General features: G+C 43.0%; 11 protein-coding genes and 2 pseudogenes. All 13 read right to left on the bottom strand.

Going from position 1 to position 17,492, the window contains the following annotated elements; genetic code table 11:
- Positions 1 to 23: 23 nt before the first annotated feature.
- The 13 genes and pseudogenes from AC0YN7_RS00515 to sigK (AC0YN7_RS00455) all read right to left on the bottom strand — a co-directional run bounded on the left by AC0YN7_RS00515 (position 24) and on the right by sigK (AC0YN7_RS00455) (position 16,888).
- A complete protein-coding gene (locus AC0YN7_RS00515; RefSeq protein ID WP_475807991.1) occupies positions 24 to 1,856 on the bottom strand; it encodes a heparinase II/III domain-containing protein in 1,833 nt (610 codons plus the stop codon).
- 146 nt (positions 1,857 to 2,002) lie between these two features.
- Positions 2,003 to 2,260 (bottom strand): annotated as a pseudogene (locus tag AC0YN7_RS00510) (IS256 family transposase); the annotation flags it as partial.
- Between the two features lie 173 nt (positions 2,261 to 2,433).
- A complete protein-coding gene (gene sigK, locus AC0YN7_RS00505) occupies positions 2,434 to 2,976 on the bottom strand; it encodes an RNA polymerase sporulation sigma factor SigK (RefSeq protein WP_475807990.1) in 543 nt (180 codons plus the stop codon).
- Between the two features lie 314 nt (positions 2,977 to 3,290).
- A complete protein-coding gene (locus tag AC0YN7_RS00500; protein WP_475807989.1) occupies positions 3,291 to 6,479 on the bottom strand; it encodes an OmpL47-type beta-barrel domain-containing protein in 3,189 nt (1,062 codons plus the stop codon).
- A gap of 534 nt (positions 6,480 to 7,013) precedes the next feature.
- The gene (locus AC0YN7_RS00495; RefSeq protein WP_475807988.1) at positions 7,014 to 8,366 is read right to left on the bottom strand and encodes an FAD-dependent oxidoreductase; all 1,353 of its coding nucleotides are present in this window, start codon (positions 8,364 to 8,366) and stop codon (positions 7,014 to 7,016) included.
- Between the two features lie 63 nt (positions 8,367 to 8,429).
- Positions 8,430 to 9,251 (bottom strand): carbohydrate ABC transporter permease, encoded by an 822-nt coding sequence (locus AC0YN7_RS00490; protein WP_475807987.1) that lies wholly within the window; start codon positions 9,249 to 9,251, stop codon positions 8,430 to 8,432.
- Between the two features lie 18 nt (positions 9,252 to 9,269).
- Complete coding sequence (locus AC0YN7_RS00485) at positions 9,270 to 10,169, bottom strand: carbohydrate ABC transporter permease (protein ID WP_475807986.1); 900 nt, start codon at positions 10,167 to 10,169, stop codon at positions 9,270 to 9,272.
- Between the two features lie 178 nt (positions 10,170 to 10,347).
- On the bottom strand, positions 10,348 to 11,697 hold the full coding sequence (locus tag AC0YN7_RS00480; protein ID WP_475807985.1) for an ABC transporter substrate-binding protein: 1,350 nt from the start codon (positions 11,695 to 11,697) through the stop codon (positions 10,348 to 10,350).
- A gap of 119 nt (positions 11,698 to 11,816) precedes the next feature.
- Entirely contained in the window at positions 11,817 to 13,412 is a 1,596-nt protein-coding gene (locus AC0YN7_RS00475; RefSeq protein WP_475807984.1) for a response regulator, read from the bottom strand.
- Positions 13,409 to 15,130 (bottom strand): histidine kinase, encoded by a 1,722-nt coding sequence (locus tag AC0YN7_RS00470; protein ID WP_475807983.1) that lies wholly within the window; start codon positions 15,128 to 15,130, stop codon positions 13,409 to 13,411. Before AC0YN7_RS00470 ends, AC0YN7_RS00475 begins: the two co-directional genes overlap by 4 nt.
- A gap of 417 nt (positions 15,131 to 15,547) precedes the next feature.
- Positions 15,548 to 15,757: pseudogene (locus AC0YN7_RS00465) on the bottom strand (DUF2306 domain-containing protein); the annotation flags it as partial.
- A 219-nt stretch (positions 15,758 to 15,976) separates the two neighbouring features.
- Positions 15,977 to 16,309, bottom strand: a complete 333-nt coding sequence (locus AC0YN7_RS00460) for an ABC transporter ATP-binding protein (RefSeq protein ID WP_475807982.1) — start codon at positions 16,307 to 16,309, stop codon at positions 15,977 to 15,979.
- A gap of 27 nt (positions 16,310 to 16,336) precedes the next feature.
- On the bottom strand, positions 16,337 to 16,888 hold the full coding sequence (sigK, locus tag AC0YN7_RS00455; protein WP_475808469.1) for an RNA polymerase sporulation sigma factor SigK: 552 nt from the start codon (positions 16,886 to 16,888) through the stop codon (positions 16,337 to 16,339).
- Positions 16,889 to 17,492 lie beyond the last annotated feature (604 nt).

The following is a 17,492-nucleotide window of genomic DNA, read 5'->3' as shown; positions in this document are numbered from 1 at the left end:
TTGCCTCCTATATACTTTCGATTCTATAATACTGTGCATAACATACGGAATGAATAAGTTGCTTCAGCATCATCATAAGTTGTGTTCGTCTCTAACTGAGTACGATAAACGACTATCGGTTTACCCAAGTGATCAAGTGTTTCGATCGTATCGATCCATCCTGTCCATCCATCATGATCGAACATCATCTCGACTTGCCCCTTCTGGCCTTTCCATACAACCCTTCGATCTGTCAACTCAGGACAAATCATACTTATAAAGGTTTCTCTAACTGTTAGCTGAGGACCGTATTTACGGAAATAATCAGTCAGTTCTAGGGATGCGTATGCACCTTTCGAATCCACAATCCAATGGAATTTCCGTTCATAACGCTCCACTGTTCCCTCTTCATAAGCACTCGTTACATCCAACGTGAACACTAGCTCGTGGGATGTGTCCTTCAGTAAAAGCAATTGAGCTTCGTATTGTCTGCCAGCCATTTGCTCATGGCCATTCAGGATAGGCAGTGAATGCCCAGATGAAGCATTATGCAGAATAGTATATCGCTTTGGTCCAAAATAATCACCCGTATACTCGCCTGCTCCTAGATCAGTGAGCACATTTTCACCGTTAATATGAATCATAAAGTTACCAATATCATTATGATTGTGCGCTTCGTCGTTATGACCGCCTTTCGCAGAGAATGCGACTGGCTTCCCTCCCAAACTTTGTCGGTGCAGTACCCACTTTAAGTCGGGAAAGTAGCTCATGCCTACGGTAAGCGGCTGGTGAAGTAGGGACGAATCCGTCCATACTAGATTGCGCACTGTATGAGGATAACGGTAACAATGGTCACCGTGCATCGAAGTCACCTGTTTCATGCTAGGAAGATCACAACCAAGTCTATGGTGCAAACGAGACATAAGACCAGTATGTATCGGAACTTCATCCATAGAATCCGAGTATGTAACAAAATAATCGCTCGATAACGAAATGCCTGATGGGAAACCACATATTTGATGTACTTTGGGTTCTTGAAGCAGATCCACCTTACCCTCAGTATACGTATAAAGCATATCTGCAAAATAAGCGTAATAACCAAAGCCATAATTCCAGTAATTCATCCCCTCGGAACATCCCCCATCCTGGTCGAAGCCTTTCAGGAAGCATTCCATCGAGCGTGTAAGTCGTAGAATCATCCCAGCCAGACGCTCTTTGTCAGACTCTATCAGTAATGCTGTCATACCGATAGCTCCTGCACATACAGCTGACCAGTTCACATTCAAAGTCTCCCAATGCATCAGTTGAGGAAAATGGAACATGGGTTGAAAGACACGATGCTCGATTTCATCTAGTATCCGTTGTTGAATACGAGGATCTAATCGGTCTTTCAATAAATAATATGTTTCTGCCAATGCATGTGCCGTCTCTGACGCGAACAAATCGACCTGCTGATCCGGCTTCAATCTAAATTTCGCCTGTACATGCGCAGGTACGCACCACGTATATTCACTGCAGATATCCCAGATTAGATTATGCAGTGCTGTCATATACTCGTCCGTATCATCGATTAGCGTACACAATACCAATCCTAACAAGCGCCGTCGTTTATCAAAATAGGGACGCTCATATTCGTAACGTGTGCCTTCCCTCTTATAAAGGTTATAAAGTTCAAAAGTTAGGGGAGTTACAGCTTCCCGCAGTGCACGATCTGCTTCCTCTCTCAATTCGCTCAGCAACAATTGCATAGCGGGTTCCTCTCGAACACGCATCCATAGCCCTTTATCTAAAGTAACCCCATAAGGAAATGATTCTGGGAACTCACCTGAATGTAAGATGATCTGTTCCAATTCATGATGCTTAGAGAGCCAGCTCATAACAACACTCCTCTTCACTGTTAACTACCAGTTGGAATACACACATTGGTGTTGCCTAATTATAGCCATGTTTAAAAACACCAAACTAGTAGCATTCTATTACTTTCGTATCTTTTGTTTACTTGTAATGATAAAGAGGACGCCATGATCGCGAGAACATCTTTATTTCCATCTAAATCACTGCCGATGACCATGTACGCTGCTTTTTTTACAATGGCGCCTTCCTGTTTCACTCTGCCACTCTTTAATAAGCGGTAAAATCGTGTTTGTGCCGTTGGAAAAAAGCGTTGGAGACGTCGATACCTTACAGATGCAAAAAAATGATCCTGTATATCTCGCATGCTAACGCATTTCGCATACAACGCAATGGTTTGATCTTCTATACTTATGACATTGGATTGATGCGTGTCCATCTCTATTACCTGCAAGGTCTCCTCAAACAGATCTTTTAGGGCATTCTATGCATCTTGTGCCGTACAGTAAAAAAACCAAATGGAATCTCTGCCATTTGGTTTCATTTATTGATATAACATCGTGCAAATATATAACTTATAAGGACAATATTAATAATGACTCTTTACCGCTTCACCTTATAAAACTCATGATAAAGCTTCATCAAAACCCGCTTCTCTATTCTCGACACATAGCTCCGACTAATCCCAAGCTCCTTCGCAATCTCCCTCTGTGTCCGCTCATCCCCGCCATGCTCCAACCCAAAACGTCCTATTACGACTTCCTTCTCACGGTCATCCAATATATCAAGATTCTTATAAATCTTACTCTTCTTAATCTTAAGCTGCACCTTATCTACGATATCATCGGCTTCAGTTCCGAGAATATCTATAAGCGTAATTTCATTGCCTTCCTTATCCGTGCCAATAGGATCATGCAGCGAAACGTCCTTACGGGTTTTCTTCAAGGATCTCAAATGCATAAGTATTTCATTCTCAATACAACGTGCCGCAAACGTAGCGAGCTTCGTGCCTTTACCAGTCTGGAAGCTCTCAATCGCCTTGATTAATCCAATCGTACCGATGGAGATCAAATCCTCTAAATCTTCACCCGTATTGTCGAATTTTTTGAGGTTGTGAACACGAAGCAACGTAAATTTACAGTACAACTGTCAGATAGCAAAACAAAGAGTTACCTCTCGGCAGCTCTTTAAGAAATAAACTATTGTATTCTCTCCTACTCTGAAAACAATTCATTTAGCCCTTTACCCCCGATTATTATTTATGCAAATCTCTTGGCATGTATTTATTATAAGAAATAGGGGGATTTCGTTTGATACTTTCATCTATTTACATCTACTTTCATATATCTACTTCTGATGGCAAAAGATTCACTTTACTACAAAATTGATTAGAAAAACGGAGGAGGGCAGGAATTGCCTTCCTCCAGAAATACCCGTATTGCTATAGAGGGTTACATATCTTAATGATTTCCTGACTGATTGTTGTTTCCCGATTGATCATGAGGCACTGTGACGGTTACGGAAGTAATCGTTTGGTTGCCTGCAATGTCGGCTATCGTATACGTAATCGTGTATATCCGTCCCGTTCCACTACCTGATACTTCAGCGCGTAAATTAAATGATGTGGCCGCTGTACCGAAATTAGCTCCAATGTCACCTTGACCGCTATCGGGTACATTGCTCGTGATGGAGGTTAACTCCACAGACGCAACGCCTGATCCAGCATCACTCGAATTCAGTGTAGCTTGAATGGTCACCATTTTATGATTCGGTGGCCAGATAGACGTCTTATCCAATTGAACGTTTAATATTGGCGCCGTTTTGTCAACCTTAAATTCGATAGTTTGGGTCTGTTCTACATTGCCTGCTTGATCCGTGCTGCGATAATTGACCTTATAAACCCCATCACCGAAGGCAGGAATGGAACCCGCATAGGCAATCCAAGCACCATCATTCACTTGGTATTCGGTTGTCGCCACGCCGGTTAAATTGTCATTTACAGCTAAGCCTACCGTTACATCCGACGTATACCATCCGTTGCTGCCGTTTGGAGCATCCGTACTTACCGATGCAACGCTTACGGGCGCTGTCTTGTCGATCTTAACCGTTACCGTATGTTGGGCTTCAACATTACCTGCGTTGTCTACGCTCCAATAAGTCAGAGGATGTTCGCCTTCAGTAGTTATATTTACTGAAGTTCCTGTCTGTTGAGTAGTATTATCAACTTTAAAGTAAGTTGCAAATACACCAGAGCCGCTGTCGGTTGCCTTCAGGGTTACTGTTACGTCTTTATTCACCCAATTCTTTGGTGCATCGTCTGTTGTCGTTGGTGCTGTTTTATCAACCGGAGTCACTTTCACTTTAGCTTCGGCATAAAGGGAACTCAGTGGATTCGTGGCACGAATCACCGCTTCTCCGGCCCCTGTAGCACTTACATGCCCCTCGGCATCGACAGTTACAACTTGACTGTTCGAGCTGCTCCAAACCAGCATCTGCTCGGTTGCCTCAGCGGGAGTAAACACAGCAGTGAATGCATGCGTATCTCCTACCTGCAATTCCAGTGAATCGGTATCTAGAGCAATCCCTGTCGGAAGGATGGACTCCAGCTTAATGGCATCCGCCCGAAGCGGATGATTGTGAGCGGGGTTCCCGTCTTTGAGCAGGATATAACTGCCAGTTCCCTTTGGAAACTCGTAGGTACCCAATACCTGCCAAGATCCTTGCAGCTTGGATTGATCCATAACAATATGCGGTTTCTGTTCCTCTCCGTTGATATAGATCGAATACTCAGCCGCATTTGTGGTATTCACAGGAGTGGCGGGTTTTCCAGGAAGATATGCCGTTACTCGATAACGTCCTGGCTGGACGATAGTCGGCGTCCATTTGGCGGATGCGCCCGTTGGATTCGTAATAGCTCTCGATATACCCCCGTCATAACTTTTGAGCACGGAGGATGCCACCCATTTATTGGTAGCCTCTCCACTAGTTCCATTGACTTCCGTATAGCCTCCCTTGTTGTAACCATAGTATAAGGTGATCGGATAGGTAATGGCCGCTGGAATCTCTTCGATATATGGAGCCTCCAAGCCACCCTTGACATAAAGCAGGTTCTCATCCAATCGCAGTCGCACATAACCATTCGTCGGCGAATAAGTTTGCGTATTCCCCATGATGTCCGTGACATCAAGGCTGCCATGGGTATAAAGCTTAACGTCGGCTCCTGTAGGAGCGTACATAACCCGAATATCTCCCATTCCTTTATGAAACTTGTGAACATAAATTCCGGACGCAACATTCTCCGTATTTTGGAAATCCGCTCCCGTTAATTCCCGGGTCATAGCTGCGTAAGCAACATAAGCTGGCTTTGGTACATAAGCCCCTTTTGCATCGCCAGGATTCCGAATCAATCCGTATGTTCCCTCAATATCATTGGGAACGGTGGATTTATTTTGTAAATTATAGATATTGATTTTTTGAATGCCGCCCGCCAAAGCAGTGACAATCCTTCTGGCCACATAGTTGGCTTGAACATGCTCAGTGAAATTATAGTTAGTAAATCCTGTCTCCGAAAGATTCATGGGGATGGTTTGATTGTTGTTGTATTTTTTCATTATATTTCTGTGCCTATTGATATCAGTAACGATATCCTCAGGATTTTTCGGGTACGCATGAAATGAATATTCATTCAGATAATTTAGCGCACCTTTTTGATAAAGCGATTCTAAGAAGGAGTCCGAACCTTGATCGCCGAACACGAATCCGGTAATTTTCACATTGGGAAAATCGGGATGAATTTGTTCGTAGGATGTTTTTAACAAATTGAAATAAAAATCTGCTTTCTCGGCCTCCGTGGTAAGTCCCTTTCCAAACGAAGGAATGTCTGGTTCGTTCCAAATCTCCACCTGACCGATCTGAGGATATTGGGCCAATACTTGTTTGCCATAATTAGCAAAAGCCATTCTTGCCTCCGGACTAGTCGGTGCATTACCCCCATCGTATAAATCATTATATAAAGCCAGAGTGATATAGGGCTTGAGATCATTTGACTTCACACCCGTCATGAAATTATCAAGGAAGGGTTTATCTTTAAAGTTATAAACCCCCTTCGCCGTATCCTCAATGTACTCCCATCTCAAGGCATCCCTGACATACTTAACTCCCATTTTCTTGGCAATGGGGAGTAGCGCTGCAGGATCTTGAGCAATTAAGTCGGTCCGAGCGGCATGCGTTTGCACGGAAAAATGCGAATCGGCCACCTGACTCAGATCGAAATTCGAAACGACGGCGAACGAGGTTTCTTGAGAGGCAATAACGCTCCCGTTCTGCTTCGCTGTAATAACCAATTTGAACCATCCCTTTTTACCGGGATTAACGGTTAGTAGGACGGAGCCACCGTTTACCGCCAAGCTTCCGGACTTTACGGTGTTATCCCAATAATCGGAATAAACCCAATCAATCGAGTCCCCATCCGTATTGATTTTGAAGCTCTTGGTGTCATTTTCATAGAAAATGTTTCCTATTGTGTTTTGCTCGATGGTAAGTGTTGCCGCATAAGCCATTTGCTTTCCTGAAATTAGGATGAACCCGCTAGCTACTAGCAGAGATAGCACAAGAAATGAAGAACATAAACGACCAAGCTTTTGTTTCATAGCATCACTTCTCCCTTCAAATGTAAATAAAATATTTAAAATCATTCGAAGCATGTTCTATACTTGTGATGCCACCTCCATTACTAAATTAATTATCGTAAGCGGTTACACTTAAACTTTACTTAACTGGAAAATTATTGTATACGGTCTCTTTTAACTTGTTTAGGGACATTTTTAATTTCTTCTACATCCTACTTCATAGACTTGACTAGCTTGGAAAATATACTTTAAACAAATGTGTAGAAACAAGTCAGAAAAGGACCTGTTAGACTTCATTGAAGTCCGTCAGGTCCTTTTTAAAAACACCGGGAATTATGATTCGGCAATTAATTGTACGAATATTCTATGAATGACTTAAGACGATTCTTAACATCGTGCCAATCCTCATCAATAATACTGTATACAACATAATCTAATCCATTATATTTTTTCCTAAGGATTCCTTCCTTTTTTGCTCCCAATCATATTCAATTGGGATTAATGATAATCTTTTGCCTTGCAATTGAGTGAAATTCATATCTATTTTCCCTTCCTCTAGATGTTCATTTTATTACACACCACATGTGTTTCCTTTACAGGACCTTCTACAAATTGCCCTCGGCTTTGCAGAATATAACGTATCTCTTCAGCAGAAACCATACGAACATCACTGAAGCCAGATTTGACGGTTAACGCTGCGGCGGTTCCTGCTGCTTCACCGATCGCACTAATTCCTGACATTACGCGATAAGACGCATGAGCCTCAAATGTACCGCTAATGCAGCGAGAGCTTAATAACAGGTTGCTTAACCCTTTAGCGATTAGACAGCGATAAGGAATATGATAATACCCTGGGCTTGGTAAAATAGTCATATACTCTTGCTGATTTTTATTTCCATCAGGATCATGTACATCCACATCATAAGCACAAGCAGCCACCATATCATCAAACTTGCGTACACGCAAGCAGTCTTCTCCTGTTAACATATATTCGCCGATAACTCTGCGGCCTTCACGAACTCCAAGCTTCGTAAAAATAGTCTCGATCTTTGCATCCCGAAAAGCAGGATGCTCTTTGATCGCTTCAACCAATTCATATACTTGAACTTTCCCTATTTCAAACGCACGTTCAACTGATCCCTTAATTGTAGGATCAACATCGCTCACAGCAGTCGAATTAAATAAGAATGCCTTCCCATCTGGATAAGGGAATGCTAACACGCCTTGGCGCATATTGGTGCTATTCGTTTTCTGTTTCATGGCAAGATAATATGGTTTTAGCGTCTCTTCCAGCCAAAAAAAGCAGCCCCAGCTTGTGACATCCTTCACTTTAAACAGAGTGGAATCGAATCCAGTGAGTTTGAAAGTAACCGTCGCCGTTTGCATTTTCCCATCTTTCTCTCGCCCCTTTTGAAACCCCGCTCCTGCCAATGCAGACAAATTTCCGTCTGCCGTCCCGTCAAGGAACACGCGGCCATATACACGCGTTTGCTTTGATCCTGCGATAGTCAACGAACGAATATTCCCATCTTCCACCTGTACCGCATCCACCTCGCAGTCCGTCCATACGGTCAGACTTTTCTCTTTTCGAATTAATTGATGATAGATTTCTTTCAATTCCTGTTCGTCATAGCTTGATACCGTTTCCTCGTCGAAGGTCAAGCCTGTGTTCTGATAGGCCAGTGGGAATAATTCCTTATGAATACCTGTGTTCACACACCGTCCATGATGATCACGAAATTTACATACTAAGGCAACAGCTGCATGTACCCCAGTCCCGCCAATTTCACTCATCTTTTCAATAAGCAGCACCTTACAGTTTAATCTAGAAGCAGCTATAGCAGCGCAAATACCTCCTACACCTGCCCCTACGATCACAATATCAAAAACGTTAGTGGAATCATTCATTGATATCTCTCCTTCATTATTGCCCTAACGCATATAGGGCATTTATTATATTTTTTATTACTTTTACCCCTTCAGGCCGCTGCTGGCAATGCCTTCAACAAAGAATCTTTGGAAGATGGCTACGACGATGATGAGAGGAAGCAGCGCCGAAACCGAAGCAGCCATAATCAACGAATAATTCGCACCGTATTCATCTACAAAACTGGAAAGACCTATCGGTAGTGTAAACAAATCACTCGAACGCAGGAAGATCAACGGATTCTCATATTCGTTCCAGTGCCATGTAAAGGTAAGTATGAGGAGTGTCACGATGGCAGGCTTCGTTAATGGCAAACAAATTTGCCAATATATTCGGAAGAATCCAGCTCCATCCACTTTTGCCGCTTCAAGAAGCTCGTTCGGGATCGTACTGAAAAATTGCCGCATCAGAAACGTTCCGAATACAGTAAATATCCCCGGTAAAATGACAGCCCAGTGGGTGTTCACCAAGCCAACCCGATCGAAAAGGATAAACCTTGGGACAAGCAGCACCTGAGCTGGGATGATCATCGTGGCCAAGTACATGAGGAAGATAAAGTCTCTTCCCTTAAAGTTCAGTTTGGCGAATGCGAACCCAGCCAGTGAGCTGGTGATGATGGAGCCGACAACCGTAAAGAAGGTGATTTTGGCCGAGTTCCAGTAAAACAAAGCAAATTTATATTTGCCGCCCCAAACCTCTTCGTAATTCGAGAGAATCGGATTTTTAGGAATCCAATTGATCGGGTATTTGAATAAATCAGCTTGGATTTTGAAAGACGAAGAAATCATCCAGATAAAAGGAATCAAGACCATTACACCCAAAACCAACATGACAAGCGATACGCTTAATTTTCGCAAAGATACCACTACGAACCCACTCCTCCATTAAAAATGCTGCTGCCACTTCTTCTGGCTGCGCCACTGAATCAAAGTAATCGAGAATATGATAATGAACAAAACCCATGACATCGCTGCCGCATAACCCATTTTGTAATTTTGGAAGGCGGTGAGATAAATATGATACGCCATAACCATGGTCGAATTGACTGGTCCGCCTTGTGTCATCACATTCACAACGGCAAAGACTTGGAAAGTGGAAATAATAAGTGTAATAGCAATCAAAAAGGTAGTTGGCTTCAGCATGGGGACAGTGATATTGAAAAACTGCCTCATCTCTGTGGCTCCGTCAATCGAAGCCGCTTCATATAAATCTTTGGGAATCCCTTGTAGTCCCGCCATGTACAGCACCATGGTATATCCGATATAAGTCCATACGACCATAATGATGATAGCCGGCAGCGCCCATGAAGTACTCCCCAACCACCCGGGGGGATTGTCAACCCCCAATGATCTTAGAAATGCATTGATCGGGCCATCCTGGGCATTGTAAAGCACGCTCCATACCACAGAAACGGCAACCAAACTGCTGACATAAGGAAGGAAAAACAAAGTTCGTAATAAACCCTTGGCATAGACATGTCGATTAAGCAATACAGCTACAACTAAACCGATCGCCATTGCACTGGGCACCGTTACTCCGGTTAAAATAAAATTGTTCATTAGTGCTTTCCATAAATAAACGTCATTCAATAATTTCTTTAAATTACCTAGCCCTGCAAAGCTAAGTCCAGCAAAGCCCTTTAAGTAATCCCAATCTGCAAAAATCAGCATGAAACTGAAAAGCAGAGGCAAAATGACGAAGAAAAAAACGCCGAGAAAGTTCGGTAAAATAAACAAATAACCCGCCAATTGTTCCTTCATGTTATGCTTGGACACTCGTCGCATGATGCCACCTCATTTAGCTATATTTAATCCATACCTGAATCATAAGCAGTAGCGACCTAGAGTGGAATGGCGTGATTTAGGTTGTTACAGCGCTGTTTTTAAGATATATGGAAACAAGCCAAAAAAAGGACCTGATAGACTTCCTTAAAGTCCGTCAGGTCCTTTTTTAACATAATAGTTATTTTTTTTCAGCCTTAATCGCTTGATCCGCTCTTGTCTTCATATTCTGAATCGCTTTCTCCAGGGGCTGCACGCCCATTACATACTTCTCTGTTTCCTCGTTAATAATTTTGGTCATTTCTGGTAAAGCGGTGGAAATCGTTTGAACTGGGAATGTGTAATCGCCTTTGATTAGAGATTTCAGGGAATCCACGTTAATCAGGTTTGCTGCATCTCCAACCATAAGATCAGCCACTTTATCCACATCGATCTTCTTGGAAGACGGCAAACGTCCACCAGGTATCATGAGAAGGTTGCCTTCTGTTAAGTACCACGAGATAAATTGAAAGGCTTCGTCTTTGTTCGAAGATGTATTGTTAATGGACATGAAGTCGTTGAAGCCTGCCGTATTCACTTTGCCGCCCTTCTCCAACTGGGGCACCGGTGCAAAAATCGTTTTGAACTCATGCGGGAAGCTTTTCGTATCCTTCACATTCCTTAGCAAATGTGTGCCTCCGAAGATCATGGCTGATTTACCGGTCAGAAGCTCATTTGGAGGAAGCAGTTTGTTGGCGATAATTTCTGGCCACTTGACGGATAATCCTTTGTCCTGCAGCGCTTTTTGATACTCCAAGCCCTTCTTGACGACAGGACTATCGAAGGTGGATAATCCATCAGCTGTATAGTAGGAATCCACTGGCTTATTCTCAAGAATGGCAAAACGCACCATATTATCGTCTGGAACCTTGATAAAACTGCCCTTCTGGTCCGCTGTATGCAGCTTCTCGGCAAGGGCCATGTAGTCGTCCCATGTCCATCCTTGAGCCGGAATCTTCTCTCCCACTTTCTCCAAAGCCGTTTGATTAATCATAACGGAAGATAATAGCTTCATGGCAGGTAAATAGTGTGTTTTCCCTTTATACGGGACGACATTATCTTTTCCGATGATATCATCCACATTAAGCTTATATTTACTAATCAAATCATCCAAAGGAAAGGTGACTCCTGCATTCGCTCGGCGATTGTAATTCGTTTCTCCATAGCTGAAGAAGATGTCCGGAGCATCGGAGTTGCTGATAAGAGCCGTATCGAGCTTCGTGTTGCCGCTATCGTCGTTCACGTAACGTGTATACTCCACTTGGATATCAGGATGTGTGCTGTTCCACTTCGTGACCACATCCTTAGGTCCGCTCTCTTCAGGAATGCCGCCCCAAATCTTAAGTTTGACGGCTTTCTTCGGAACTGCGGAGCTTGCTGTGTTCGCTGCAGTGGGAGATGCGCTTGTTTGATTGTCGCTTTTTGCACAGCCGGAAAGCATCAAACTAAATGCCATTGTGAGTGATAGTACGGAATAAATAGATTTCTTCATACTGGTAAAACCCCTCTCTTACTTGTTTTCATCCGTTTGGAACATCATTAGCATAGCAAAGTGATCATTCCTGCGTAATGAATTCATTTAAGATCTTACCTGTTTTGTTTTATCTACTTTTAGTGAATATAGCGCTTCCGATATTCTTGCGGGTATATGCCTTCAATTTTTTTGAACAGCTTGGCGAAATAATTAGGGTCCGAATAGCCGATCGCGTCCGCAACTTCATAAATTTTAACATTGGGATCCTTGAGCAGTTCCCTGGCTTTCTTCATTCGTATACGGATCATGTAATCGATCATCGTTTCGCCGGTTTCTTTCTTGAATAAGGAGCTTAAATACGGTTCCGTAAAATTAACTTCTTTGGCCAAGTCGGACATTTTAAAGGAAGTGCTGTACTTTTCTTCGATCATTCTTTGAACGGCTTGAATTTCCGGGCGAGGCTGATAAACCGCGCTTGAGCGCAAATGCTCGAAGAAGACTGAAATCCATCCAATCAACCACTCACTTATTTCTTGTATGGACTCAGATAGCCTCACGACATGATGAGGATACTTCCCTTCGTAGGGCTCAATCGAGTAAAGGTCTCCTCCTTTATGTTGAAGGAACACCTCGAATAGATGCACAATATGCAGCCAACGTTCTCTGGCCAGATCCGGATAAGGTCTGGATACTCCGTCTTCCAAGTAGACGTCCGCCATACTCTTTATGGCATTCTGAAGCGCTTCTTTGTCTTGCCGAGCCATCAAATCGAGCCATTCATCCTGTGATGAGATGGGTGAAGCATGGGAAGCAAACATTTGCTCTCTATAGGGAATGACACGATTCGAGTCATTGTAGAATCTCTCCAAAAGCGCTTCTTCAGCAAACCTACATGCTTCATGCAAGTCGTATACTCGTTCAACAGGGGAGTACGTACCGAAATAGACAGGCAATTTGAGATAACGTTGAATACATTCCGTCATCTCCTGAAGCATCGGCTCCGCCCCCATGCCGGATATCATACCGAAACGCCCTGCATCCATTTCCACAATGTGTCCTGCCTTATATTTGCGCATGATTTCCCGAAGTACATTCATCACAGAAAAGCGCAGCAACTTTTCACTCTGAAAGCGATTCTCATCTACAACAGATTCGTATCGGTCAATCTTCATCATCGATACCGTCCAAGGAAATGGAGGAAGCAAACTTTCATATTCCTGTGAGAGATCATCCGCTTCCCGCTTCGAGTACTGCATGGTCATAAGATCACGCAAATGCTTTTCAATCGTTATTTCTTGACGGTATTGAAACGCAGTCCGGTTCAGTTGTAATGTTTCTTCCTGCTTTTTATGCTCGTCCTCAATTTCTTCTTGAATCTGCTGCAACTTGGTTTGAAGATCATCCGGCTGCATGGTCAGCTTCAATATATAGTCGGAAGCTCCAAGCTGCAAAGCCCGCCTGACATACCCAAAATCATTATAGTTAGATAAAATTAAAATTTTGATGTGCGGATATAATACCTTCACCCGTTCCATCAGCGAGATCCCATCCATATTCGGCATGGAAATGTCGGTAATCAAGAGATCGCATGGCTTTTCAGAAAGAATGGTAAGCGCATCCAATCCATCCACCGCCTCGCCGATCAATTCAAAGCCGAATTCCTCCCAAGGAATAAACGTTTTGAGTCCGAGCCTCACCAAAAATTCATCTTCCACTAATAAAAGCTTTGTCATGCTGGATCCTCCATCCTCTTCCAAGGCAGCTTTATAACCGTCTCCGCTCCAGCATCAATGCCATTGTGCATAAATAACCCATATGGTTCCCCGAAATGCATGCGAATCCGACTTTGAACATTCTCAAGTCCGATTCCACTATATTTCCCTTGCCTTATGGGATCTGATTTCTCAAGAGCGTCTCCAGCAAGCTTTCTCTCAGACAGCCCTTGTCCATTATCTGTAATGGTGACAAACAACAAATCATCTTCATGGTAAGCCGCGATGCGGATGATGAGAGGCATTCGGTTCCCATGGACGATGCTGTTTTCCACAATAGGTTGCATGGTAAATTTAAGAATACGAGAAGACAATAGATTTTCATCGACATCAATCGACAACTCTATGTTATCGTTAAAACGAATTTTTTGCAGCGAAAAATAATGTTGTATAAAATCAAGTTCATCTCTCAGCGTGACAACTTCGCTCTCCTGCTTCATACTATAGTTCAACATAATGCCAAGGGAAGTAATCATATCCCCAACATTTTTAGCTCCTGAGAATAATGCCAGCCACTTAATAGAATTGAGTGCATTAAACAAGAAATGGGGAGAAATTTGAGCTTGCAGGGCATGAAACCTTGCTTCCTCTCTAAGCTGCTGCTCTTCTCGAAGAGTCGTAACCATTTCCTTCAAGCTCGATTGCATACGGTTGAAATGATGGCTCAGAAGCCCGATTTCATCGTTTCCTCCCGCCAAAGCGGGCTTTTCGAAATTTCCGGATGATGCTTTACCCATTGCCTGCACGAGCGAGCGTATAGGTTTCATCAAACGGAGGGTAAAAATGACATAGATGAAAAGAATACACGCGAATAAAACGATGATACCCCATGTCGTTGTGGAACGTACGTTTTTCAACTGCTGCAACCATTGTTCCTGCATGGGAATCCATCGCAATTGCCAGCCGGTTGCTTTTAAGGTTTGTATGAATGTGGATCGTTCCTCTCCTGATTCAGCCTTGTTCCACAACTCTTCCCGTCCCCACAGAAGACGATTTTTATCGGATATCAGGAATTGGGCAGGGGAATCCTTCTCTAACCCATTGGAAACGAGAAACATTTCCTTGATTGGGAATGCGATAAAAACTAAGCCATACCCCTTTGTCGTCTCCCCTTTAATTAAACGGGCCATGGTAATAAAGCCCCCTTCTTGGTTCCCTTCAAGACCTTTAACTCTCAAAGAAGGGTTCACATCCCAAGCAGGAGCTCCGCTTTTTTCTTTGGCTTGTTTCACATAATCAGGCATCACTTTAAGAATCGCTTCATCTTGATTGGTCGCATAAGTGTTGCCATTAAATCCATATACAGAGACAATGGCATGGTTGTCCAAAATATATGCAATCAAGTTGTCCATTTTACTCTGTAGACCAATTACCCTCTGGAATGTAGGATAATCATCTAAATTTGACTGCCCCGAACTTCTTAGCAGTTGCAGAACATCATAGTCGTTCGAGAGCAAATTCGAAACATTTAAAGTCCGATTCAACATATCATCGGCTCGATCCGTAACCCGCTTTAAAACCTCGGTTTGTGTGTCGGTCATTGTTCTCATAAATATTTTGTCAGATTGAACGAAGTAAAGATACATCATTAATAAAATGGGAGCTACAATAAACAACGTAAATGCAAGTAAAAACTTGAGTCGAAGCGAGAAAAATAACTGCCTTTTGTTTGTAGTCATTCCTCTCTCCCCTTCGAAACCAATGTGCAATGGCAACCGTCCACTGAACGGTTGCCAAGATGATTTATTATGTAGTATTATAACTCACGCGTTACTTATATAACTAGGTGCTGTTTAATGTTTATACATGGTTATATTTAATTTGAGGTTGTGGTGCAAAGCTCTGATTCATGATAAATCAATTACAAAGAGACATTAAATTAAGCAACTCTCCCAGTGATCTGAGCAGTAAAATGAGCCGAATAAACAAGCTGAACGAAGTAAGAAATTAAAACGATCAACCGCGTACAAGATCTATCCAAGCAGTTCGTTACTAAAACAGCGGCGCTAAAGCAGCAGTTTGCCAAAGATAAACCATCCAATCACATCGAATAAAGAGGAAAAATGTCTTTGTACACAATAGTGGTGTCTGATTACTTATAACGAAGCTGAGGGAGCTTTCTTCTTATATGCCCTCGCACGAATCACTATTTCGATGATAAGCAGATTAGGAACCCAGCACAACCAAGCTACAACCCGATATCCAGCCTCAAAATCGCCAAAAAGCAGAGCAAGGGACGCTAACCAGATTCTAAGCGTTACAGCCGCAAAGGTTAGCGCATAACTGCGAAGCATCCATGCTTTATGTGACAATTTTTCCTATGGTTTATGCAGAACATTCAATTACATAAAAAAAGCACCTTCCCCATACCCATTCTTCACTCCATGAACAACAATATTTTTAAACCAATTTGACATAAGCGTATTTTCAAATTCTTCTATAATGTAAAGATGAAGAGGGAAATCCATAATTTCTGCTTTTCAAAAACCGATACCCCTTTCGGAATACCGGTCTTCATTTTCCATTTATCCTCTCAGTCGCCCATCCCAAAACTGTACAATCCGCTTCGCCTGCTCCGCAACCTGCCGATCATGCGTAATCACAATAATCGTCCTACCCTGCTTATTCAACCGGCTGAATACATCCATAATCTCCACACCCGTCTTCGAATCCAATGCCCCTGTAGGCTCATCCGCCAAGATGATTGGTGGATCTCCAGCCAACGTGCGCGCAATCACAACGCGTTGTTGTTGTCCGCCAGATAGTTCCGAAGGAAAGTGCTTCCTGCGATCAAGCAAATCCACCGCTTCCAACGCCTGCAAAACAAGCGGCTCTCGCTGTTTTCTCGCTGATCCCAAATAAATGAAGTCTGCGATTCTATTCCCTTACCTCTTCGCCTTATAAAACTCATGATACAGCTTCATCAGCGCCCGCTTCTCAATCTGTGACACATAGCTCCGGCTAATCCCCAGCTCCTTCGCAATCTCCCGCTGCGTCCGCTCTTCCCCACCTAATTCAAGTCCAAACCTGCCAACCACAACTTCCTTCTCACGCTCATCCAATATCTCCAAATTCTTATATATCTTCGATTTCTCTATCTTGAGCTGTACAGCATCTACCACATCGTCCGCCTCACTGCCGAGAATGTCGATGAGCGTAATCTCGTTCCCCTCTTTATCCGTTCCAATGGGATCATATAAGGACACATCCTTGCGTGTTTTCTTCAAGGAACGCAAATGCATCAGAATCTCGTTCTCGATACAGCGTGCTGCGAAAGTCGCTAGCTTCGTACCTTTGTTCGAGGAGAAAGACTCGATTGCTTTAATCAATCCGATCATCCCAATGGAGATCAAATCCTCTAAATCTTCACCTGTATTGTCGAATTTTTTGACGTTGTGGACACAAACCGATGTAAACCAAACGTCAACACATCCCAGCTCGTCCCCTTAAAATAATGTTCATGTTTCCGCACTCCACATGTGTTGAGTGTTCAGTATGAACAAATCTTATACGATGTGCCCCGAAATCAGAAACGAGATACAGCTACCGAGCTTCAGAATAATTGTCTGGATTGTCTGCAACCTGAAGGACTTCTTCAACCATTCGTGATTTGCAAAGAGACAGGGATTAACCTCTATGTGCTAACCCCGGTCTCTGCGCAGAACGCTACTGCTTATCTTTTTGAGTGAGCATTCGTGAGGAAAACCCTTAAATACGAGGGACGGACACCCCAGCAACTTACGGCATCTTTTGGGCTGATTCTTAATTCTTATGGACATGGGGGACTCTTACGCTCTGCTTTTCGCTCGATTTGGCCGATTTAGATGCGCTAAGTGTCATTTTTGTCCGTTATATTTTGAATATACCTTTTTTAGCTTCATAAGATGTATTTTTGTCCGTTAAATCTCCCAACACGAAAAATACAAGCCGCTACAGACAGATTAAGCGCGTTTGCATTTATCACAATTCACCGCAATTTCAGCCTGGGCCATAACAGAACATTAATGATTTTTCTTTTTTAATGTGGGGGCTATTTGAACA

This window comes from Paenibacillus sp. J31R122 (genome assembly GCF_056269185.1).
The sequence above is the reverse complement of the archived record's forward strand: the minus strand, read 5'-3'. Positions and strand labels throughout refer to the sequence as shown.